The 22,988-nt window shown below is 48.6% G+C and carries 18 protein-coding genes and 1 pseudogene; 16 read left to right on the top strand and 3 right to left on the bottom strand.

The annotated features are described in order from the left end of the window. Positions 1 to 26 precede the first annotated feature (26 nt). From ACN6MW_RS06170 to ACN6MW_RS06155, 4 genes and pseudogenes are all read left to right on the top strand, one after another. Positions 27 to 1,277 (top strand): MFS transporter, encoded by a 1,251-nt coding sequence (locus ACN6MW_RS06170; protein WP_419874664.1) that lies wholly within the window; start codon positions 27 to 29, stop codon positions 1,275 to 1,277. A gap of 341 nt (positions 1,278 to 1,618) precedes the next feature. After that, positions 1,619 to 2,596 (top strand): S-layer homology domain-containing protein, encoded by a 978-nt coding sequence (locus ACN6MW_RS06165; protein ID WP_419876283.1) that lies wholly within the window; start codon positions 1,619 to 1,621, stop codon positions 2,594 to 2,596. A gap of 72 nt (positions 2,597 to 2,668) precedes the next feature. Further along, positions 2,669 to 3,211 (top strand): annotated as a pseudogene (locus ACN6MW_RS06160) (Athe_2463 domain-containing protein); the annotation flags it as partial. Positions 3,212 to 3,220: 9 nt separating this feature from the next. Beyond that, complete coding sequence (locus ACN6MW_RS06155; protein WP_419876282.1) at positions 3,221 to 9,052, top strand: CARDB domain-containing protein; 5,832 nt, start codon at positions 3,221 to 3,223, stop codon at positions 9,050 to 9,052. A 78-nt stretch (positions 9,053 to 9,130) separates the two neighbouring features. Here the strand turns inward: ACN6MW_RS06155 and ACN6MW_RS06150 are convergent, their stop codons facing one another. Then, the gene (locus ACN6MW_RS06150; protein ID WP_419874663.1) at positions 9,131 to 10,297 is read right to left on the bottom strand and encodes an ROK family protein; all 1,167 of its coding nucleotides are present in this window, start codon (positions 10,295 to 10,297) and stop codon (positions 9,131 to 9,133) included. Between the two features lie 230 nt (positions 10,298 to 10,527). Here ACN6MW_RS06150 and xylA point away from each other — a divergent pair, with 230 nt between their 5' ends. Together xylA and xylB are read left to right on the top strand one after the other, a co-directional pair. Next, positions 10,528 to 11,841: a xylose isomerase gene (xylA, locus tag ACN6MW_RS06145; RefSeq protein ID WP_364146319.1), complete on the top strand. Its 1,314-nt coding sequence runs from the start codon at positions 10,528 to 10,530 to the stop codon at positions 11,839 to 11,841. A 20-nt stretch (positions 11,842 to 11,861) separates the two neighbouring features. Further along, a complete protein-coding gene (xylB, locus tag ACN6MW_RS06140) occupies positions 11,862 to 13,358 on the top strand; it encodes a xylulokinase (protein ID WP_419874662.1) in 1,497 nt (498 codons plus the stop codon). A gap of 79 nt (positions 13,359 to 13,437) precedes the next feature. On the opposite strand, the gene ACN6MW_RS06135 is transcribed toward xylB, so the two are convergent. Next, positions 13,438 to 14,343: a helix-turn-helix domain-containing protein gene (locus ACN6MW_RS06135; RefSeq protein ID WP_419874661.1), complete on the bottom strand. Its 906-nt coding sequence runs from the start codon at positions 14,341 to 14,343 to the stop codon at positions 13,438 to 13,440. Positions 14,344 to 14,524: 181 nt separating this feature from the next. Here ACN6MW_RS06135 and ACN6MW_RS06130 point away from each other — a divergent pair, with 181 nt between their 5' ends. After that, positions 14,525 to 14,932, top strand: a complete 408-nt coding sequence (locus ACN6MW_RS06130; RefSeq protein ID WP_419874660.1) for a hypothetical protein — start codon at positions 14,525 to 14,527, stop codon at positions 14,930 to 14,932. 84 nt (positions 14,933 to 15,016) lie between these two features. Here ACN6MW_RS06130 and ACN6MW_RS06125 read toward each other — a convergent pair whose 3' ends face one another. After that, entirely contained in the window at positions 15,017 to 16,273 is a 1,257-nt protein-coding gene (locus ACN6MW_RS06125) for an NAD(P)/FAD-dependent oxidoreductase (RefSeq protein WP_419874659.1), read from the bottom strand. A gap of 63 nt (positions 16,274 to 16,336) precedes the next feature. On the opposite strand from ACN6MW_RS06125, the gene ACN6MW_RS06120 reads away from it, so the two are divergent. The 9 genes from ACN6MW_RS06120 (at position 16,337) to ACN6MW_RS06080 (ending at position 22,886) form a co-directional block, all read left to right on the top strand. Next, on the top strand, positions 16,337 to 17,173 hold the full coding sequence (locus tag ACN6MW_RS06120) for an alpha/beta hydrolase (RefSeq protein ID WP_419874658.1): 837 nt from the start codon (positions 16,337 to 16,339) through the stop codon (positions 17,171 to 17,173). 121 nt (positions 17,174 to 17,294) lie between these two features. Next, a complete protein-coding gene (locus ACN6MW_RS06115; protein ID WP_419874657.1) occupies positions 17,295 to 18,962 on the top strand; it encodes an ATP-binding protein in 1,668 nt (555 codons plus the stop codon). 118 nt (positions 18,963 to 19,080) lie between these two features. Next, positions 19,081 to 19,533, top strand: coding sequence for a GNAT family N-acetyltransferase (locus tag ACN6MW_RS06110; RefSeq protein WP_419874656.1), 453 nt, complete (start codon positions 19,081 to 19,083; stop codon positions 19,531 to 19,533). A gap of 82 nt (positions 19,534 to 19,615) precedes the next feature. Continuing rightward, positions 19,616 to 19,756, top strand: a complete 141-nt coding sequence (locus ACN6MW_RS06105; RefSeq protein WP_364146335.1) for a hypothetical protein — start codon at positions 19,616 to 19,618, stop codon at positions 19,754 to 19,756. Positions 19,757 to 19,771: 15 nt separating this feature from the next. Beyond that, positions 19,772 to 20,167, top strand: a complete 396-nt coding sequence (locus tag ACN6MW_RS06100; RefSeq protein ID WP_419874655.1) for a DUF3905 domain-containing protein — start codon at positions 19,772 to 19,774, stop codon at positions 20,165 to 20,167. Positions 20,168 to 20,245: 78 nt separating this feature from the next. Further along, complete coding sequence (locus ACN6MW_RS06095; RefSeq protein ID WP_364146337.1) at positions 20,246 to 20,680, top strand: BrxA/BrxB family bacilliredoxin; 435 nt, start codon at positions 20,246 to 20,248, stop codon at positions 20,678 to 20,680. Positions 20,681 to 20,694: 14 nt separating this feature from the next. Beyond that, positions 20,695 to 21,504 carry an ammonia-dependent NAD(+) synthetase gene (gene nadE / locus ACN6MW_RS06090; protein ID WP_419874654.1) on the top strand — a complete coding sequence of 270 codons (810 nt, stop codon included), beginning with the start codon at positions 20,695 to 20,697 and terminating at the stop codon, positions 21,502 to 21,504. A gap of 149 nt (positions 21,505 to 21,653) precedes the next feature. Continuing rightward, positions 21,654 to 22,484, top strand: a complete 831-nt coding sequence (locus tag ACN6MW_RS06085) for a hypothetical protein (protein ID WP_419874653.1) — start codon at positions 21,654 to 21,656, stop codon at positions 22,482 to 22,484. A gap of 15 nt (positions 22,485 to 22,499) precedes the next feature. Next, positions 22,500 to 22,886, top strand: a complete 387-nt coding sequence (locus ACN6MW_RS06080) for a DUF2809 domain-containing protein (RefSeq protein ID WP_419874652.1) — start codon at positions 22,500 to 22,502, stop codon at positions 22,884 to 22,886. Positions 22,887 to 22,988: the final 102 nt, after the last annotated feature.

Below are 22,988 nucleotides of genomic sequence, written 5' to 3'. Positions count from 1 at the left end.
ATTAAAAAGGGAGTGTGTACATTAACATGTCTGCAAAAGGAATAAAAGGAGCCGGAGCTGGAAATAGCTTGCTCCGCAATACATTTTTTCAAACGATCTTGCTGTCAAACGTACTGCTGCAAATCGGGATATGGGTACGGAATTTTGCTATCCTAATGTACGTGACAGATAAGACAAACGAAGACCCGTTCGCCATTAGCTTAATGGGCTTTGTGGAATTTTTGCCGATTTTCGTATTCTCGTTCATCGGCGGGACGTTTGCGGATCGCTGGAAGCCGCGCCTTACGATGATTTGGTGCGATTTCTTATCCGCGTTATCCGTATTTATCGTGCTGATTACGCTTCTATACGGATCATGGCATATGGTTTATTTTGCCACGTTCGTGTCCGCGATTTTATCGCAATTCTCGCAGCCGTCGGCCATGAAGCTGTTTAAGCAGCATATTCCGGCGGAGCAACTGCAATCTGCAATGGCGATGTTCCAGTCGCTTATGGCGATATTTATGGTGCTAGGACCGTCCCTAGGCGTTATTTCGTATCAAAAGTTCGGTATTGAGATTTCGATCGGCGTAATGGGTGTAGCCTTCTTGTTATCGGCAGTCGTCTTGTTCCGAATCCCTCGCGACCGTGAGGTGGAGAAAACGGAAGCCGTTGTTGAACGCCAATTCTGGCAGGAACTAAAAGCCGGCTTCGCTTACGTATGGCGTAGTCCGGTACTGAAAGCACTGGGTGGAACGTTCGCGCTTGCAGGAACGGCTGTCGGTATCGCGCAGACACTCGGCTTGTTCATCGTGCTGGAGCGCCTGGGGCAGCCAAAGGAGTTTTTGCAATACATGTTGATGGTGAACGGAATTGCGATGCTCGTTGGCGGCGGTGCAGTCATGGTCGTAGCCAAGAAGATTGCTCCGCAAAAGCTGCTGGCGATTGGTCTGTTAATCAGCTCGCTGACGATGATCGGTACAGGATTATCAACAAGCATTCCTCTAACGCTCGTACTGCAGTTTATAGGCGGCCTAGGCTTCCCTATGATTCAAATCGGTATTAGCACCATGATTCTGCAGTGGTCAGAGGAAGCCTATACGGGCCGCGTGAACGGCGTACTTACGCCTATGTTTATGGGAATGATGGTTATCATGACGCTGGTTGCCGGTCAGCTCAAGCTGGTATTCCCGCTTGTCGGCATTTATACCGTAGCAGGGTCCATTATGTTCTTAGGAATGCTGCTTCTTGTTCCATTATTTAAGCAAAAACCGCTAATCGCCCAAACGAACGCATAGCAGTCTAGGGGATATTGACAGAAACTTCCTTGTGAAGTAACATCTATTTTAGTTGATACAAGGTATGGCGAAGCACGCTTACACCCTCGTAAGAGGGAGGGGCGTGCTTTTTTTGTTGTTTCGGTGCTGTCCTTGGGAGAGTGGCATGCCGAATCGGGAGGACACGAGAGGTTGGTCTGGAGAAATAGCGGGGTATGTGAGGATGAGGAAAGGAAGGGGAAAGAAGGAAAAAGCGATGTACGGCAAGAAATGATAGGAAGGCTGTAAAAAAATGTGTATTTTTGGCGAAAAACAACGATTGATCATAAGTAGACTTATAAATAATGGGAGTGGTTGATGTGATGCAAAAAATAGGACGGGCTTTCCTAGCGCTGACATTACTGGTGACGATGCTGATGAGTGCGCAGGTGACTGCTGCGGCTGCCGCTTTTAATGATACGAAGACACATTGGGCAAAAGATGAAATATCGGTGGCCGTGAATCAAGGTTGGATTAATGGCTATGATGCAAAAACCTTTAAACCGAATGCCAACATGACGCGTGCTGAATTTCTAAAATCGCTGGTGGCAGCAATGAAAATAAAGGCAGCCGATTCCGATACGCCGTTTGTCGATGATACCGGTTGGTTCCGGTCTTATATCGCCACAGGGTTGAAGCAATCGATTATTAAGGTAGAGGATTATAAAGAAAACAGTTTTGAACCAAATCGCGTGATTACGCGTGAGGAGATCGCGCGCATGACGATCCGGGCGCTGGGCAAGGATGCGGAGGGTGTGAAATCGGGTTATTTGGCGGTAGCGAAAAAGCTTGAGATTATGAAGGGTTATCCCGATGGTACGATGGGCGGGGATAAAAATGCTACTCGCGCAGAGGCCGTGGTGATGGTTAGGAATACGTTGACGGCGAAAAATGGTAAGCCGGTGGCTTATCCGAAGACGAAAGAAGAGTTGAACAATATGATTCAATCCCTACCGAGTTTTAGTGGTAAAACTATGTATAGTCGTGAAGAAGTAGGGGTTAATTTAAATGGATCTGAGGTATTCGATGATTACGTACTATGGATTAGATACAGTGAATCATTAAAAAGAACAACAATAGATACCTATTCATCTTCTGCTGAATTGAAATCCTTAATAAAGGATTTATTGAAACTTTACTACCCAACATCTTACGAAAAAGCATATAAGAACTATATTACAGTTGATGGAAAGAAGGATAATGACACAGGAAGGGATTTTGAAACAACTTATGATGGCAGGAGTTTCGTCGTGTATAAAGCCAAAAATATAGCAGGAGTTTCTATTTGGATAGGAGGTTAAGATTTGAAGCATTCATTAAAATATATTTTTCTAATTACCATTTCATTTCTATTCATATTGAATTCTATACCAATGTATGGACAAGTAGCAGCTGCCACAAATTGCCCTGTCCCAATAACTTATAGCGATGAAGCAAAAGTATATATTGATTATTATAAAATCCCATTAAAAAGTGGAAACGGTAAACCATTAAGTGAAAAATTTTTACTGAATCAAGCCGGTATCGGCGAAACAGCTATAGTGTATGGATGTCCTTCAGATATCTCCGATAATGATTTTGATCTAGGGCAATTTCGTTATCTTGGTTGGGATGCAGAAGGTAATCTTTATCGAAACTGGAGATTCAGAAGCGATTCCCGGGCGACACTAAATGTCGCTAAAAATTGGGTTATTAATCCCTGGGAAACTTCTACAGGCATAGTAAAAGATATAAGACAAACAAACCTATCGCGAGAACCGAATGCTGCTTCTTGGCTTGAAAGAATTGTTGATCCCTATAAGGAGTCGTCAACTTTCTTACAAAGTTATAATAAACGCAAAGGCACAAATTGGACTGGTAGCACATTGTTAGATTATTCAATTATTCAGCAAAAACCAACTAAGTTTAGTCCGGGTGTGGTACAAATGTGGAACATATGGGAACCAGATGGATCATGGTGGTATGAAGTATTTACAATACCACCTGAACCCCTTCCGCCACCGCCTGCGAAACCTGACCTCATCATCAGCAATCTCATATCTCCATCAGATGCCTGGCTCGGCGAATCAGTTCCCATTCAAATCACAACAAAAAACCAAGGGAAAACAGATAGCGGCCCCTTCACAGTAGGGATCGTCGGAGCGACAACAAAATCCGAAGTCATTTCAAATGTGCCTCCAGGTCAAATCAAGACCGTGACGGTGAACGTATCCTCCACCACAAGCGGCATAAAGAGCTTCACAGCAAAAACAGACTTCGGAGAAGCCGTAGCCGAGTCTAACGAAAACAACAACACGAAAGACTTTAAAATCGCTTTTAACAAAAAGAATGAACCCACAATTCCAATAGCCGTCATCTCCCATCAAGAAGGCGATCATCGAACAACCCCCGAAATCACCATTAAGCCGGCGTCTGACCCGATGCTTGATGACAAACTCTCCTATTCACCTGGCAAGGAAACCATCACCATCAGAGAATGGAAATATAAGACCCCAGCTAGAATGACGATATTTACGAAGCCGGCAGCCAAGGATTTTGCGGCTGAAGGAACTTACTTTGTAGAACTTCGCGTGACGAACAGCGCAAAGAAGGTATCCGAGTGGGCGCAGCTGATCATTCGTGTAGGTGATCCGACCCCGCCAGCTCCTACCTTACCGCCGCGTCCGGAATTAAAAGCTGGCCTTCGATTCGTGCCCGACAAAATTTTGGCAGGGGAAACTTCATCGCTCCTGAATAGCTCAGATGGATTTGACAGCTACGAATGGATATTTTCATCCAATTTAGATCCTATATTTACAGATAAGAGTAAATACGAATACATCGATCAAACCTTTACGCAGGCAGGCACATATCGAGCATCGATCAAAGTGAGTGACAGCAGCGGATCCTCTTCGGCCGCAGCTACTTTAACGGTAATCGATCCGAAGCCCGTTGCCATTGTCGCTGGGGCTACAAAGATCATTGAGGGAAGACCGTTTCCTTTTCCGTATCACTTGAATAACTCTTACACCCCGCTGGCGGAGCGAGGCGAGACCATCGATCACAGCAAATCCGAAAGAAGATACAAAAGGGTAGGAGATGTCGGTTATACCATCGATTTTCCAACAACAAATAATTTAGCATTGGGGCAATATACCCTCGAAGGAAAGGTAGTTGATACGACAGGAAGAGTCAGCGAATGGGCCGATTTAGCCGTGGAGGTTGTTCCTGATCTGCCTCCAAAGATCGAAGTCATTGCGCCTGAAGAAACGTATCGGAGCAGCGATTTCATGCTTTATATGGATGTGGAAAGTCCAGATGCGGATATGCTGGAGCATTTATTTCTCGAAGAGCGATTTGACCAGGATGGGGACGGTGATTTCGAGGAGGAAGCATGGACAACGCTTTATGACGGTGTCTTCAAAACAACGCATTCTCTAAGCTATGCAACGGTAGGGAAACGACAGTACCGAGCTGCCGTTACAGAGGATTACGGTAAAACAGGAGTCTCTCCATCCACAGCAACGGATGTTCGGAATTATGCGCCATCCGTTAATCTTAACGTATTTGGCGTAACGCAGCAGCCTGGACAAGGAGATGAGAGCGGACCGCCTGTGACTTCCTATACAGCGCAATCCATTTTTCGATCATGGACATTAAGAAAGCCGTACGTAGGCGGAAGTGCAGATAAGCTTGCATGGAAAGCAGATGCGGCAACGATTAGCACGAAAATCGGTCAAATGGTTAATTTTAATTTGAAGTATCCAGAGGCGGGAAATGGTGCAAACTCACGCAATAAGTATTCTCTGCCAAGCGATCTTGTAGCCAAACAACATTGGAGAGTGCAGCATTTACTCCCTACTGGTTTTTATGGCAATAATGTTCACCTAGCGGCTGAAATTATTTTTAACAACAACCGCATCTACACGATGGAAAAGGTGCAAGACGATTATTCTGTACCTGTCGGGCAATATATGATGTATCACAACACGATGTTTTACACGGAAAGGGATGCGGTGACTGGAAATGCGTTACGTCCGGCTTTTACATTTGGAGACGATTCTGAAGGACAAGGACTTAGCCCTATTTTAAAAGGGAATGAGAAGTTTTATTCTTACGGCATAAATAATAAAACAACGATAGCGTTTGATGAATACGATAAAACAGGGAAAAAGGAACAATCGCATACGATTGGTTTAGTAGATGTTAATAATAGAAGCATGGTAATAAACTTATTTGAATTCATGCCTGATTTCAAAACGGTCATTATTGGCGTTACGTATTCCGATGCCAGCAGCTATAACGAAATAAAATATTATAAATACGCTTTAGAATCCAAATCAGTCGTATGGGTAGCCGCTGGTCCTCTCATTTCGAGATACGATGGAACTCAGAATTATTCTTCAACTACTCAGATGACAGTAGGTTCTGATGGAAGCATTTATTTGACAGGAAAAACGATAACCAAAATCTCGCCCATCGGTGCGCGGGTAGATTCTGCTATTATTTCAGGACATGCAGGCGGATCTGCTGTCGCTCTTAGCAATGATGGAGAGTATTTGTATTTTAAAAATTTCGGTCAATCCAACGGGGATTACAAAACCAATTATTTTCAAACATTTAGGACAAATGATTTGAGCCTAGTTAACTTGTATACTTCTTTAAAAGAAACGTATTTATATGAAAATCAACGGACCTCATTAGTCAGTCCCATGGTGCAAGAAGACGGAACGGTGGTCATACAAGAAGCACGCAATATTTATTGCTTTACTAAAACGGGTACTCTTCTTACCAGTCAGTACATGTGGGGAACGGCTGATGTGTATCAAGCTGGATTATTGAGTAACGGCGAGATTTTATCTGCTTTCTATCACACTATGGATGGCAAATATGGACTCAGTAAACCAACAACAAATGAAATAATAGCATCGGAACCTATGCAAGATTCAAATGACTACCGAGCAGGCGGTGGTGATATTACCATCACTCCGGTTCTTCCAAATGGGTCAGTATTTATTATTGATCAAAAAAGATGGCCCCATTCTGTAACAGCCTTTGTATCTGCATCAGGAAGTGCTGCTCTGCAAAATATCGATGCAAACACCGTAGGCATCTTCGACGATAATTGGGGCGGTCTGCTTTATGATGAAGGAAGCATCATGAAAAATTATGCTCTACAATTTGATGTCAGCGTGAACGATATTAAAAACAACAAACCCATCGGAGCGGGCTTCCACATTCAAAATGAAAAGAACATGTACGCGGTGGAATGGAGCATGGATAAGCTAACGCTCTACAAAACCGTAAATGGTCTGAAAACTACTTTACAATCCATATCCTTAACGCGTTCACCGTTTACTGCATATCCGCTGAAGGTTGAAGCCGTGAACGGTACACTGCGTGTTTTCGTTAATAACTCCAAGGTTATCGAGATAACCGATGGTACGTACACCAAGGGCGCCGCAGGTCTGATGTCGCTCGGCCAATCCTCAGCATCGTTCTCGAACGTGATGAAAACCAACTATGGCGATACATACACGCAAGAAACCTATGATACCGTGCTGGTCAACGACCCCATTTCCTATGAGAAGCTGTTTACGGATATTGAAAAAGACCCCATGTACGCTGAAGAATGGAGTTATACCCATAATCCGAATTTCTTTGAGAACCCGGATCGGCTAAGCGTTCATCATGGCCAAACGTACGGAAAGTCGGCGAACGCTTTGGATCGGGCTGGCGTGTATGAGATTAGTTTTCGGGCAAACGACAATCCTGGCTTAGCGGCTTATGCTAAGTGGTCTGAGCCCGTCAAAAAGCTGCTCTATGTCCATCGCAGGCCATTGGCCAAACCTGAAGTTAGGTTTACTGGAAAAGTGTACGCGGAAGGGGAGTCTCTAGATTATGAAACGCATGATGCCTCCTATGATCCCGACATTGCGCATATTCTATCGGACAAGCTGTTCAGAACGCGCTGGTCGGACGAGACGAGTTGGAGAACAGGCAAGCGCGAGTATTACAATCGTCCCGGCGTGGAGCTTATCGTGCAGGAGCAAGTCCGAGATATACACGGCGCATGGTCGTACTGGGGGCAGTTCACCGTCTATAAGGATGCTATGCCGTCAATAAACCAGACTAAGCCTATAATGACGATCACATATCCTTCAGGCTCTACGGCAGCGGCACCTACGGTTCTGATCAAAGAGCCGATAATCAAATGGACATATTATGACGCCGAGAATGATCGGCAGGAGCGATACCGCTTAGTCCTCACGTATGTGGATCGAAACGAAACCGCTTTGTCCATTGAGCATGAAGGCGCCGCTCTTACTTATTCGCTGATTGAGGGCACAATCGAGCCGGGACGCGTAATTCGCATCCAAGGGCAGGTCTTTTCATCGGGTGTGTGGTCGAATCTAAGCAACAGTAAATACGTTGTGCTGGATCTCCCGCCGCAGACATACTTGCTTGCTTTTAACGGCCCGGATGCAAACCATCCCGTCTATACGAATTCAAACCGACCGCTGCTGCGAACCTTTACCGTTGATCCTGAATTGCACGCGATTACCTCCATTGCTTATGAAGTTTACCGTGCAGCAAACGGCGCGAAGGCGGTTGATACTGAATCATCCGTAATGGCAGCAAGCTATGCGCCTCCAGCGCTTGCGGAGGGACTGCATTATTGGAAAGCCAGAGCTAACGATAGCTACCTATGGGGTCCTTATTCAAGCAACGGCTTTTTCTTTGTAGATACCGTTAAGCCAGCCGATGTTAATGAGCAATTGGAAATAGAACCTGCGGCCGTGACGGTATCATTTAATGCTTTTAACGATGCGGAGCCGTCTTCCGGTCATGCTGCCCGGACCTTTTATCTGCAACAGGTGAATGCGGATGGGGGCGTAACGAACATAGATCTGAACGGAGACGGGCAATCGGAGTACAGCCTGCCGCTCGCGCTTGACCGTCAGTCTTATCGGGTGACCGGACTAACAGCAGGGCAGGAATATCGACTTACGGTTATCGACATTGATCTTGCCGGTAATGAAGGGAAGTTTGCCTACATTCATTTCGTGACCAACCGGCCGCCTGAAGGAGATTTTGATTGGTCGCCAAAACCGGTGTATGCAGGAGACAGAGTCTCTTTTGTATCAAAGGCAGCGGACCCGGACGGCAACACGCTTTCGGTTCATTATGAGCTCACCAGTCCGGTTGGGGTGAAAAGCAGCTACAGCTACACTGTAAACGGTCCTGCTTATCCGGCAAGAGGTCCATCTTTAAGGCTGACGGCTGCCGGCGCATGGACTATGAAAATGACGGTTAGCGACGGAATCGCTGATCCGGTGAGCGTTACGAAATCGCTGCAGGTGCTTCCGCTCCAGCTTTTCGGGTTTGTGAAGCATACGGAGCTTTGGGAGAAGCACCGCAAGGCGTTTAACATCAAAGTATCCGGAAAGGAAGATGCCCCTCGAGGCTATTCGGTATTTTGGGCAGGCGAAAAGTTTATGCTCGAGGCGGTCACAACGAAGACAGGAACCGCCACAAGAGCGGACCGGGTAGAGGTGCGGATGGGGAGCGAGGAAGCCTCTTTACTGCCTGCAGGAACGGATGGGGATAGCTGGGAAGGAGAGCTTTGGAAAGATGGCTATGCCCAGCTGCCCAATGGTATGGTTTCATTCGTCTTTACGGCTTACTATAATAACGGCACTGTGATTATAGGTCGGGTTGACGCGTGGATCGATGGCCAAACCATGCAAATCGTAAGCGTGCACCGCGTCCAATAAATGAAAAAACAGAGGAGCCCCCGGCTATCATTTTCATCTCAGAAAATGCAAGTCGGGGGCTTTCGATATCCGTTTCGATTATTGTCCGCTTTTGATCTTTGCAAAAAAGGTGCTAATCGCGTAATAAGCGGCTCCGCGAACAGCGGATTGGTCCTGCAGCTCAGCGAATAATATCCGCATGCGTTCACGGTGATAAGGAAGCGTCCGTTGATCGACGGCTGCCTGAACGGCAGGCTCGAGCCATTCCGCTGCCCGGCTCATCCGATTGCCGATGATGACCACGTTTGGGTTAAAGACATTGACGATGTTGGCGATGCCTGCGCCCAAATAATCGCCAATGGAGCGGATAAGCCCGATGACGCGCTCATCTCCGGCAGCCGCAGCGAGCAGCAGCTCGTCCAGGTTCTCGAAGCCGAGCAGCGCCGCCAGCTCGAGAAGCGCGTTCTCGGAGGCGTACAGCTCCCAGCAGCCTCGATTGCCGCAGCTGCAAGGCTTGCCGTCGTACTCGATCGAGAGATGGCCGAGCTCGCCGGAGAAACCGGATGCCCCTTTGTAAAGCTCCTTATTCAATATAATGCCCGTGCCGATCCCGATGCCTACGCTCACATAAATCTGGTTGGGAATCCCGCGGCCGGCTCCGTATTTCTGCTCACCCTGCGCGCCGGCGTTCGCTTCGTTGTCAATGGTAACCGGCAGGCCAAAGCGTTCTTCAAGCTGCCGCTGCAGCTCGACCTGATGCCATTTTAAATTGGGAGCAAAGAGGATGATGCCATTGTCGTCCACGATACCCGGCACGCCGACGCCGATCCCTACAATTCCGTAGGGGCAATCCGGCGCTTCATTAATAAGCAGTTCGATACATTCCGTTAACTGCGTGATTGCCTGCTCCGCGTCCTGCTGCTTGAGGCCGCGCTGATGCTCGGCAATGACGTTGCCTTCCAAATCGACAAGCAGCCCGCGAATATAATTGACGCCAAGATCGATTCCGACTGCATAGCCAGCCGTGCCGTTAAATAGAAGCATAACGGGCTTACGGCCGCCGCTGGATTGCCCAGGCCCGTTTTCAAGAACAAGATGGCTGTCGATGAGATCTTGAACGAGGCTGGATACGGTTGCTTTATTAAGACCGGTTATCTCCGAGATTTGCGCCCGCGAGAGCGGCGCATGCTTAAGCACGGCTTCGAGTACGATGGCCGTATTTATTTTTTTGATGAGCGCTAAGTCTCCTGTTGGTTTGATTTTCAAAAAGAAAGCCTCCGTCCAAGTCACGATATCTATCATTGTATCACGAAAAATTGAATATACAGCCTATCCGCTTCGCATACCGAATACAGCGATGGAAGCAAAAATGAGATTAAACCTAGTTTAACACAAAAACTTAGTTTGTTTAATAGACAAACTAAGTTAAGGCATGTTATTCTAAATGTAAGCACTAACAAAAATATCGAATTCCGTGAAGGAGGATTTAGTTTTCTATGAGCTATTTCAAAAACATTAATACAATCCAGTTTGAAGGTAAGGGTTCCGATAATCCGCTGGCATTCAAACATTATGATCCTAACCAAGTTATCATGGGCAAAACAATGGAAGAGCATCTTCGCTTCGCGGTTGCTTACTGGCATACATTTAACGCTAACGGTACAGATCCTTTCGGCTCAGCTACTATGGTTCGCGGCTGGGATCAATATAACGGCCTTGACCGTGCAAAAGCGCGCGTTGAAGCTAACTTCGAATTCATGAATAAATTGAACATTCCTTTCTACGCATTCCACGATGTGGACATTGCGCCGGAAGGCGAAACTTTGCAAGAAACGAACAAAAACCTGGATGTAATCGTTGCTCTATTGAAGGACAACATGAAATCCTCCGGCAAAAAGCTGCTTTGGAACACGGTTAACATGTTCTCCAACCCGCGTTTCGTACACGGCGCAGGCACGACTTGCAACGCTGACGTTTATGCCTATGCCGGCGCGCAGCTGAAAAAAGGCCTTGAAGTCGGTAAAGAGCTTGGCGCTGAAAACTACGTATTCTGGGGCGGCCGCGAAGGCTACGAAACGCTTCTTAATACAGACATGGGCTTTGAGCTTGATAACCTTGCCCGCTTGTACCATATGGCAATCGCATATGCTAACGAAATTGGTTTCGATGCGCAATTCTTGATCGAGCCGAAACCGAAAGAGCCAACGAAACACCAATATGACTACGATGCGGCAACAACGATCTCCTTCTTGCAAAAATACGGCTTGAAAGATCACTTCAAGCTTAACCTTGAAGCTAACCATGCAACGCTTGCAGGCCACACGTTCGAGCACGAAATCCGTACGGCTGCAATCAACGGCATGCTTGGATCGCTTGACGCGAACCAAGGCGACTTGCTGCTTGGCTGGGATACGGATGAGTTCCCGACTGACCTTTACTCTACGACGCTAACGATGTTCGAAGTATTGAAAGCTGGCGGCATCGGCCGCGGCGGCGTAAACTTCGATGCGAAAGTTCGCCGCGGTTCGTTCGAAGCGGAAGATCTGTTCTTGGCGCATATCGCTGGTATGGACAGCTTCGCTTGGGGTCTTAAGGCGGCTGCGAAATTGACGGAAGAGAAAATTCTCGACAATATCGTAGACAACCGTTACCGCAGCTTCAAAGAAGGCATCGGCGCGGAAATCGTGTCCGGCAAAGCGACGCTTGCATCGCTTGAGCAATATGCATTGCAAAACAATCCGATCAAGAACGAGTCCGGCCGTCAAGAGCGTATCCGCCTTGTACTGAGCGAAGTTATTTTCAGCGTTTAAGTCGGGAGGATCAGGGGCAAATGAGCTATGTAATCGGTATAGATTTAGGGACGAGCGCCGTTAAAGTGCTGCTCGTCGATCGCAACGGCACGGTAGCCGGGGAAGCATCCCGCAGCTATCCGTTGTTCCACGAGCATTCCGGATGGAGCGAGCAGCGGGCGGATGATTGGGTAGACGGGACCGTAGAAGCATTGCGCGAGCTCACTTCCGCTAACGGTATCGATGCCGGCACGATCGAAGGCATTAGCTTCTCCGGCCAAATGCACGGCCTTGTGCTGCTGGACGGCGAAGGAAACCCTATCCGCAATGCGATCCTATGGAATGATACCCGCACGACGGAGCAGTGCCGGGAAATTGAACGCAAGCTTGGCGACAAGCTGCTCAGCGTTACGCGCAATCCGGCTTTGGAAGGCTTCACGCTTCCTAAGATCCTATGGGTTCGCGAGAATGAGCCGGAAGCCTTCGCCAAGGCGAAGCAGTTCCTTCTGCCGAAGGATTATCTGCGCTACCGCCTAACCGGCGAGCTGCACATGGATTATTCCGATGCAGCAGGCACGCTTCTTCTTGACGTGGCTGGCAAGGCGTGGAGCAGCGAAGTGCTGGATGCATTTGAGCTTCCGGCAAGCTTCTGTCCGCCGCTTGTCGAATCGCATGGCCTTGTCGGAAACCTGCTGCCGCAGTTTGCGGAGAGCACGGGCCTTCCGGCAGAAACCAAAGTATTCGCGGGCGGGGCAGACAATGCGTGCGGCGCGATCGGCTCGGGTATTTTATCCGAAGGATTGACGCTTTGCAGCATTGGCACGTCCGGCGTTATTCTCTCCTATGAGAATGACAAGACGAAGGATTTTGCGGGCAAGGTACATTTCTTTAACCACGGCAAAGAGGATTCCTTCTATGTCATGGGCGTTACGCTTGCGGCTGGCTACAGCCTCAGCTGGTTCAAGAAAACATTTGCTCCGAACGAGAGCTTTGACCAATTGCTTGAAGGCGTGGGCGACGTGAAGCCGGGAGCGGGCGGGCTGCTGTTTACCCCGTACCTCGTCGGCGAACGTACGCCGCATGCGGATTCCGTCATTCGCGCAAGCTTTATCGGCGTAGACGGCTCGCATGAACGGATTCACTTTGCCCGTGCGGTGATGGAAGGTATTACTTTCTCGCTGAATGAGTCCGTGGACATGTTCAGACGTGCGGGTAAAACGGTTGATACGATTATTTCCATCGGCGGCGGCGCTCAAAATCCGGTTTGGCTGCAAATGCAAGCCGATATCTTTGATGCGAAGGTCGTTGCGCTTGAAAACGAACAAGGACCTGGGCTGGGTGCCGCAATGCTTGCCGCATACGGCTCCGGTTGGTTCGACAGCCTGGAGTCCTGCGCAGACAAATTCGTGAAACATGCGGATTCGTATTCGCCGCAGCCTGACGCTGTGGCTGCTTATGCCGGAATCTTTAAGGTTTACCAGCAGGTATATGAACAAACAAAAGCCCTGAATGAGGCGCTCGCGCCATACCGCGGCTAAATTGAGAAGGGACTGAACACCTCCTATGAGGTAATCAGTCCCTTTTTTGTCGCTTGCTAGGGTTATAGAGCTGCCGCGGTCATCGTTTGAAGCTGCTCCATATCATTTCAGGCCGGACGCCGAGCTCGCCGGCAATCAATTCAGCCGTCAGGCGCTGGGGCTTTTTTATTTTCCCGTTGCGAATTTTTGAAATGGTTGTAAGTGAAATAAGCGTAGACTGGGCGAGCGAGGTTACGGAAATATTTTTGCTAAGCATAAGCATTCGGAGCTTATAGGAGGGGTCTTCCTCCTTGTTGTTGGCATATAGGCTTGTCAGGATGACGACAAAGTTTTTAAAGCTTCGGTTGCCGTTGTAAAAAGGCTGTATAATGGCTTCGGTGCCATAATTTCGGTCCCCGAGCTTGAGCTGAAAATCAACGGCTTCGGCCGTTCGGTTGTTTTTGGCAAAATCGAACACCCGCTTGATCTTATTCCGCTCATGCTCCGCGACGAGATCGAATATCGATTTGTTTACATAAGAGGAAGAGGGCTGCTGCACAGGGGCGTAATAATGCTTTAAGCTCATGATGCCGTAACGCTCATTGACGATGGAAGAGACCATGATTTTATTATGTAAAATATATTCATCAATCCATTTTGCCTCGCGCAAATCCTTGCAAATAAGAACGTATGCGGTTCGCTCGCCATGCTGAAGCTTGCGGCAGGTCATGCGTACGTCCGCCGGAGTGGAAGCTTTGGTCACCAGCTTGCATTCGAGCAAGGGCGAAACGGAAAATTCATCCGCAAGCTGATGGATGGCTTCGTCGAAGGACAGGCCCGAATCGTGCACGGAAATGATTGTGGACGGATCAAGAAGCATAAGATCTGATTTCTTAAAGCCGGAAAAGACGGCAAAGGCTTGATTGACATCGCGAATAGACCAACGGGATTCGTCGGATTCAACGATAAGCATAGGTTCAGAAAGCAAATAAAATAAATGATTCATCGATGACACCCTCCAATCTGTTAGCGCAAAGACGATATGTATGTAATGATTATGTCACAAAACCTAACACAATGACATAGTTATTTGTGAAAAAATCATGTCATGTTATTTTTTATCCCGTTTTACATGTATTCTCATGAATTGGACATGCTAAACCAAACATGAGAAAGGATGATCGTAAATGTCTGCGAACTCTGCCCTATTATTTGATTTTAACGACGCACAGAGCGCAGCGCTCGCATGCGAGACGCTGCGGGAGCTCGGTTATGAGACGGTTCTGCATGACGGCAGCCGCATGCATGTCCATATTGAAGGAAGCGATTTGACGTCCGCGCTTGAAATCGCGCAAGCGCATGGGGGCCAGCTCGCACAGCAAGCCCAAATCGATGCGGACGCAATGACGGACAGCGCCTATTCGCTTGACGCTATCGCGATACCTGCGCATCTCGTGAATGAGGATTGGATTATGTCCGATGAAGCGGCCTACCCGGACGGGCTGAGCAACCGCGACGAAGATGCGGATTTCAATGAAGAATTTTTACCGGATCCCGGCACGTATGACCATTTTTCGGGGGATGTCCGTATTTAAAACGACGATCGATGCTTGCCGGAAACGCCAAAAAGGCTGTCCAATGTCTAATGACATATGCGGACAGCCTTTTTGGCGTATCGATTATTGGAGTACCGCGTTCAACCCTGCCGTATAGCCCGTGGAAAAAGCGGCGGTAATGTTATAGCCTCCGGTGTACCCGTGAATATCTAGAATTTCTCCGCAAAAATACAGCCCTTCCATGAGCTTAGACTGCATTGTTTTTGGATCGACTTCCTTCAAGTTAATCCCCCCGCCTGTAACGAAGGCGTCTTCTATTGAAAGCGAGCCGTATACTCTAATCGGGAAATGCTTAATGAGCTGCGATAAGGTAATCCAGTCCTGCTTTGGAATGTTGTCGTAAGTAAGCCCCTCAGGCAAGCCGGCTTTCTGAAGCAAAAGGGGAATCATTTTTTCCGGCAGATAGTTTTTTAACACGTTTTTGATCGTTTTCTTGGATTCCTGCTCGGCGAGCCTCAGCGTCTCTCGGTAAACCTCATCCTTGCTTTTATCCGGTACGAGATCGATCGCTACAACGATATTCCCGGCATTATATTGCTTCAACGCTTTTACGACAAATTGGCTGCAGCGCAGCACGATGGGTCCTGAAATGCCGAAATGGGTAAACAGCATATCGCCATGATGCTCGATAATTTGTTTCCCTTTCGGATTCCATACGGATAATCCGACATCCCTGAGCGAAAGGCCTTGAAGCTCTTTGCTCACGATAAAGGGTTCATTTGAGGTGAGCGGAACCTCGGTTGGAAAGAGCTCCGTTATGGAGTGCCCGGCCTTCTCTGCCCATGCGTAGCCATCGCCGGTTGAACCGGTCTGAGGCACCGATTTTCCGCCTGAGGCAACGATGACGCTCCTGCCCTTGAAGATTTCGCCTGATTTGATACGTACGCCCGTGACTCTTCCGTCTCCGAACATGATATGATCGACAGGAGCGTTTACTATTATTTTGACGCCTTGCTTTCGAACTTGGTTAACAAGCGTATCCACGACCGTCTTGGCTTTGTCCGATACGGGAAACATTCTCCCGTTATCTTCTTCCTTGAGCGCAATGCCAAGGTCTTCAAAAAAGGCAATGATATCCTTGTTGTTGAAATTAGAAAAGGCGCTGTGGAGAAAACGCCCGTTTCCCGGGATATGCTTGATAAGCTCGTCCAAATCTTTATTGTTCGTTACATTACATCTTCCGCCGCCCGAGATGCCAAGCTTGCGGCCTAATTTTTCTCCTTTATCGAGAAGAAGCACCTTAGCGCCGTCTTTGCTTGCGGCTATGCTGGCCATTAATCCGGCTGAGCCGCCGCCAATAACAATTGCATCATACTGCATCGCGTTCCACCTGCTATATTTATTAGTAGATCTATAATACCACAAAAGAAAGGCGGCGTTCTGATGCTGCGTGAGGAATGGCAGATAACAGGTGCAAAAGGAACCGTATTGTTTCTTAGGGAGTGGAAACCGGAGACCGGGGCGGCCAAGGCGGTCGTTGGTCTCGTTCACGGCATGGGAGAGCATGGCGACCGGTACGCGCATGTCGCGGCACGCTTCACGGAGGCTGGGATCGCGGTTATTGCGCTCGACCAGCACGGACACGGCCGCTCATCGGGGAAACGCGGCCATTTACATTCAATAGGGGCAGCAGCCAGCGATGCCGCTTTGATGATAGAGGCGGCTGCCGAGCGGCACCCTGGCGCGCCTATTTTCTTGTACGGCCACAGCATGGGCGGCAATGTCGCGTTGAACTGCGCGCTGCGCCTACATCCTGACGTAAAAGGACTGATTCTGACCAGCCCTTGGCTGCGGCTTGCCTTCAAGCCGAACCCGGCGGTGGAATGGATCGGGCGCAGGCTTGCTGCGATTATGCCGGCGCTGCAGCAGAAGACAGGCTTAAATCCCGCGGATTTATTCCGGCCCGGTTTCGTGCCGGCGGCTTCGCTTGCAGAGGATAAGCTGTGCCATACAAAAATAACGCTCCAAGCCTTTAAGGAAATCAGCGCCGGCGGCGAGTGGGCTCTAGCTAACGCAGATAGCCTACAAATCCCGCTGCTGCTCATGCATGGAACCTCCGACCGCGTAACTTCCCTGGAAGCAAGCCGGCTTCTGGCCGGGAAGCTGGGTGGAAAATGCGATTTTAGGCGCTGGGACGGTGGATATCACGAGCTTCACAATGATATTGAAGGCGAAAAGACGATTCAAGAGCTAATCATTTGGCTGGAAGGGCAATTGTAAAAACATGTAATATGTGTTTTAATCGGACTAACAGATTCTTACGAATGAGTAACGCTTTCTTTCTTGAACTTAACTAAATATGTGGCATGTAATCAAAGCGCGGCAGGGGGAACCGATCGTTTTGTTAAAGGATTTGCTGTTGCAATTCATTGTGGCTTTATTGCCCGTTTTCGCATTCCAGCTCTGGTATAACAAAGAGCAAGGCTGGAAGGGAATGCCATTCTTCATGGGTGTTTATTGCGGCACATCGATGATATTGTGCATGCTGACGGCATCAAGCGTTTTTGGCTATGAGGCTGATTTGCGTTTGATACCGTATATGATAGGCTCCCTTTACGGAGGCTTGCCGTCATTCGCCTTATTGACGGCCATTTATTTAGGTCTCCGAATTCCAATGCTGGACAGCGTATGGGAAACGGTCAGCTTCATCGTGTTTATCGTTGTTTTCTCAACGGTGATTTTATGGTCGATACGGCATTTTCAAAATGCCTCAGCCCTTCGCAAGAAAAGAATGGGCATGCTGCTGATGTCTGCGATGATGCTTTATTACATCATTTCGATAACGGGTTTTATTTCTTTTAGCGGCAAGTCATGGACGCTTGAAATGGTTTTGGCACTAGTGATTTCTACTATCGCAACCTTAACGGCGACTCGGCTGTTTATTTTTATGATTGAAAGCGTGATGGAGAAGCAGCTCCTCCATGAAGAATTAAAACGAATTTCGGCAAATTATCGAAACGAAGTGGAGAAGCTGCAGCAATTTATTGACGAGACATCATTTGGGGTAATCGTTATCGACCACGAAGGCTATATCACGCATTTTAACGGTATGGCGAAGACGGTGCTTAACCTAAATACGAATTATAACGGTGGAGAAGGGCTGATCGGCATCTCCTTTCCTCTCGTGTTTCAACAGGGGCAAAGCGATACTTGCGTAAAAATGCTGTATCAAGCGCTAAACGGCAAGAAGTCTTCGTTAGTTCCGTTCGTGAATGGCGATAAGGTACTGCTACTAACGACCATATCGTTAAGAACCTCGGAAGAGGACCAAAATGCCGGAGCAGCGCTTCTTGCGCAGGATATAACGGAGCTGCGCCATCTTCAAAACGAGGTTGGCCGAATGGAGAGACTGAGCTTGGTGGGGCAGATGGCTGCGAGTATCACGCATGAAATCCGTAACCCGATGGCGGTTATTCGAGGCTTTGTCCAGCTCATTCAGGAACGAAGCCCGAAGAACCAAGCGGAATACTTCCGGATTGTGATCGAGGAGCTTGACCGGGCCAATATGATTATTAGCGATTTTCTGTCGCTTGCCCAAAATAGGGCGCTCATTATGGAGCCGTCCTCCTTGCACGATGTCATTAACGAGCTCGTACCGCTGCTTCACGCGGATGCGAATCTGCGCGGACAATCCATTGACGTCAGCCTTTGCGAGCATCTGCCGTTGATTATGATGAATGAGAGGGAGATCAAGCAGCTGCTGCTCAATATTGCCCGCAACGGCATGGAGGCGATGGGCCATAAAGGTTCCTTAAATATCAGCACCCGCTGCACCGAGAGCAAAGTCGAGCTTCGGATAGCGGACCAAGGAGTGGGCATACCGCTGGAGCAGATGAAGCATTTGTTCGAGCCGTTTTTCTCGACGAAGACACAGGGCACCGGGCTTGGGCTTCCTTTATGCTTAAGCATTGCGGAGAGGCATAATGGACGAATAGACGTCGAGTCGCGAGAGGGAGAGGGGACGGCTTTTATCGTTACGTTCTTTCTGCAGGAGGCCTGCGCATGCTAAAGACATAATTGCACGGAATGTGAACTGTAAATGAACCTTTGTTCATTTACGGTTTTTTTGCAATCGACGGAAGCTAGGGCGTTAATCGAAAAAATGAAAGAATGAAGGGGAGAGGACTGTGGAAATACGAAAGCTGCTCGCAAACGAAAAGCCTCCAATGGAGCTGCTGCTGTCAGCGGATCCTTCGGCTTTGCTGGTAGAGGAATATTTGAAGCGCGGGGAATGTTGGGTAGGTACTATGGATAACGAAATCATAGCAGAATATGTCCTGCTGCCAACAAGACCGGAGACTGTGGAGATCGTGAATGTGGCCGTAGATGAGATTCGCCAAGGACAAGGATTTGGAAAACAAATGGTGCTTCATGCGATAAAGATTGCGAAGCAGCTTGGCTATAAGACAATTGAAATCGGAACGGGGAATTCGGGTATAAGTCAGCTTGCCTTATATCAAAAATGCGGCTTTCGCATGACAGGCATTGACCGGGACTTTTTCATCAGGCATTATTCGGAAGCGATTTATGAGAACGGGATCCAGGTCGTTGATATGGTCCGTCTTTCTCAGGATTTATAAGGAAGGCTCTAGCTGCGCATACTACCTTTGGAAGCTAACCTGCACAACCGGTTAGATTTTATTATGGGAGGAGGCGTTAGGGTTGACACAGAATAATGAAGAAAAAAGCCGTTCGGGTGAGCAAGCTCAGCAGGCATCCAAAAACGCAGCAAATAACAGCAAACCGCCGGAATCCGCCGGCTTTGACAAAAAGCTGGATGGACCTAACCGTCCATCCGTTTAGGGCGGAGGTGATCTTGTGACTGATCATAAGCATGAGGCAAAGCAGCATGTCGACGATCCGGAGCTGGATCCTTATGAAATTGAATTTTTACCGCAGTTCCGCGAAGGGCGCGGAAGCCGTGATCCGTTTGTAAACCAGTACGGCATCGTCATTGGCGACCATCAATATGAGTCCGCTGACTCGCCGTTGTCGCAGTGGAGCGTGGATACGGATCCGGCCGTCATGGCAGGCGATGAATGGGTTCATCCCTATAAAGATATCGGCTTTCAGACGGCAGAGAACCGGGATATTTTCGAGAAGGGACTGCCGCCGCAAGGAGGTATTTTTACGCATCCCGATAAAAATGCCTCCTATGGGCTGGACTTGACGGAGAATTCTCCAATTTCAGATGAAAAAGAACAACCGGAGTGAACGCGCTCCGGTTGCTTTATTTTGACTACGGGCGGTATAATAGTAGCTAAAATAAAGTAATTAAAGGAGTGTGTTTCGATGTCGATGTCATTCGAGCGATACATGTTAGATATGGTACAGCCTATGCGGGACGATCTTACCCGCATTGGAATTCAGGAGCTTCGCACGCCTGAAGAAGTAGAAGAAAAATTGCCGAACGCAAAAGGCACGGCGCTTATTGTCGTGAACTCGGTTTGCGGATGCGCGGCAGGCCAATGCCGCCCCGGTGTAGCAGAAGCGCTGCAGCATGATATCACGCCAGACCATTTGTATACCGTATTTGCGGGACAAGATAAAGAAGCGACAGCGAAAGCCCGCGAATATTTTGCTCCATACCCGCCATCCTCTCCTTCGATCGCTTTGATGAAGGACGGAGAGCTAGTTCACTTTATCGAGCGGCACCAGATCGAAAATCGTTCCGCAGCGGACATTGCTGCCGATCTGTCGGACGCTTTCGATCGGTTCTGCCGTTAATCGGGACGGTGGCTATGAGCTTACAACAAGAAATTATTGAAAGACTCGGCGTTAAGCCGGAAATCGATCCCGAGGTTGAGATTCGTAATCGGGTAGATTTTCTGAAGCAATACGTAAAGCAATCGGGCACGGCGGGATTGCTGATTGCGATCAGCGGCGGAATCGACAGCGCCGTAGCAGCCGGGCTTTGCAAAAAAGCAACGGATGAGCTTAGCGCGGAGACGGGCCGGGAGTATATGACGCTTGGCGTGTTCCAGCCTTACGGCACGCAATCCGACATTGCTGACAGCTACGCGGTAGCCGAAGCTTTCCAACTGAAGCATCGCGCGGAGACGAACATTGGGGAAGCCGTGGACGAGATTTCGATTGAGGTGGAGCATAGCTTCAAATCATTGGGCATTCCGCGTCATTTGAGCCGTGGCGGCAAAGGAAACGTGAAGGCAAGAACGCGCATGGTTATGCAGTACGCGCTTGCGTTTGATTTAAACCTGTTGGTTGTCGGGACAGACCACGCGTCTGAAGCGATTACGGGCTTTTATACCAAATGGGGCGACGGCGCAGTGGATATTACTCCGCTTAGCTCGCTTAACAAGCGTCAGGTCCGCCAGTTAGCTTCGCATATCGGCGTGCCGCAAAGCGTGCTCGATAAGGCGCCTACCGCAGGCCTGTGGGACGGACAAACCGACGAGGCAGAGCTGGGCATCACCTATGGCGACAACAGCGATTATCTCGAGGGCAAAGAAGTCCCTGCGGAAGCGCGTGAAAAGCTTGAAAAACAATATTTGAAAACCGAGCATAAGCGTTCCCCGATACCGGGCATTTAACGGCTGCTAGGTTTAGCGTACGCTAAGAAGACTGTCCTGAGTCCGAGCAATCGGAGCAGGGCAGTCTTTTTTTCTTGCGGTATTCGCGGCAAAGGAAGGAGTGCATGGCAGCATAGAGAATTACCTAAACAATGAAAGGAGCCATGCCTATGAAAAATACGAAGCTGATTTTAGTGGAAGGCCTGCCCGGCTCAGGAAAAACAAGCACCGCGCGTTACGTAAAGAAGCTATTGGATGAACGGCATATACCGAATCAATTGTTTTTGGAAGGAGATTTGGAGCATCCCGCCGATTACGAGGCTGCTGCTTATTTAACGGAAGCGCAGTTCGAAGACCTTCTGCAACGATACAAGGATCAGGAGTCTCTGCTAAGGCGGTATTCCGAAGCGGGAGCAGGCGGAATTATGCTGTATTACGGCAAGCTGGCGAAGGTAACGGATGCTTTCGAAGGAGAAGACTTCGGCACTCACGACGTATACAATCTGCCTCTCGCGCAGCATCAGCTGTTAATCCTGCAAAGGTGGAGCGCATTTGCAGAGCGGGCCGTCAACGGGGATGAAGTGTACATCTTAGAATGCTGTTTTTTGCAAAATCCGATGACGGTCATGCTGGTTCGGGATAACCGGACAGGGCCGGAATTATCCGCGTATATCCATTCCTTGTACGGCCGCATACACGCATTGAACCCAAAGCTGATTTATTTGCAGGATGATCGCTTTAAACGGTCTTTCTCCAGCGTTATTGCGGAACGACCGGAAGAGTGGTTAAGTTTTATTACCTGGTATTATACAGAACAGGGCTACGGGAAAGCGAATAGCTTAAGCGGAGTAGACGGGCTGCTTGAGGTGCTCGAACAGCGCAAGACAGCTGAATTGGCGATTTTAGAGACGCTGCCCGTGGATCGGATTTTGCTGGATAAGACCAGTATAGACTGGGATGCCATACATGAAAAAATCGGCTTATTTTTGCAATCCGGGTAAGAGGATGTGTAGGGATTGAAAGCAAGGGCTCCATATTTAGCTGCGATGATTATCGCAATGATACTTGGCTACGGCTCTAGAAGCTATGCCGAGGCGCTGCCGGCATTCGTTGCCGTGCATTTTGGCGACGCGCTTTGGGCGAGTATGGTTTATTTTGGCATCCGTGTGCTCTGGCCTGCAAAAGCAATCGTTTGGCCGGCGCTGATTGGCATGGTCTTTTGTTTCGGCATCGAGCTTAGCCAGCTGTACCAAGCGGAATGGATCAATGGCATCCGAAGCACGTTATTGGGGGCATTAGTGCTCGGCAGCGGTTTTGTGACAGTGGATTTAGTGAGGTATACAGCGGGAATCGCGCTGGCGGCAGCGGCAGACAGATGGATTATTCGCAAACGCATCGGCTAGCTAATGATCCACGATCCAGCTCCCAAGGAATGGGCGGTTGTCAGGCTCCGCCTATACGTATACAATGTGAAAATGTGTTCAATTGTTTACGTAAGGGGTGCA

This window comes from Pristimantibacillus sp. PTI5 (genome assembly GCF_048572955.1).
Classification (GTDB): Bacteria; Bacillota; Bacilli; order Paenibacillales; family Paenibacillaceae; genus Pristimantibacillus.
Note: the sequence above shows the minus strand (reverse complement) of the source record. Positions and strands in the feature narration are given on the sequence as shown.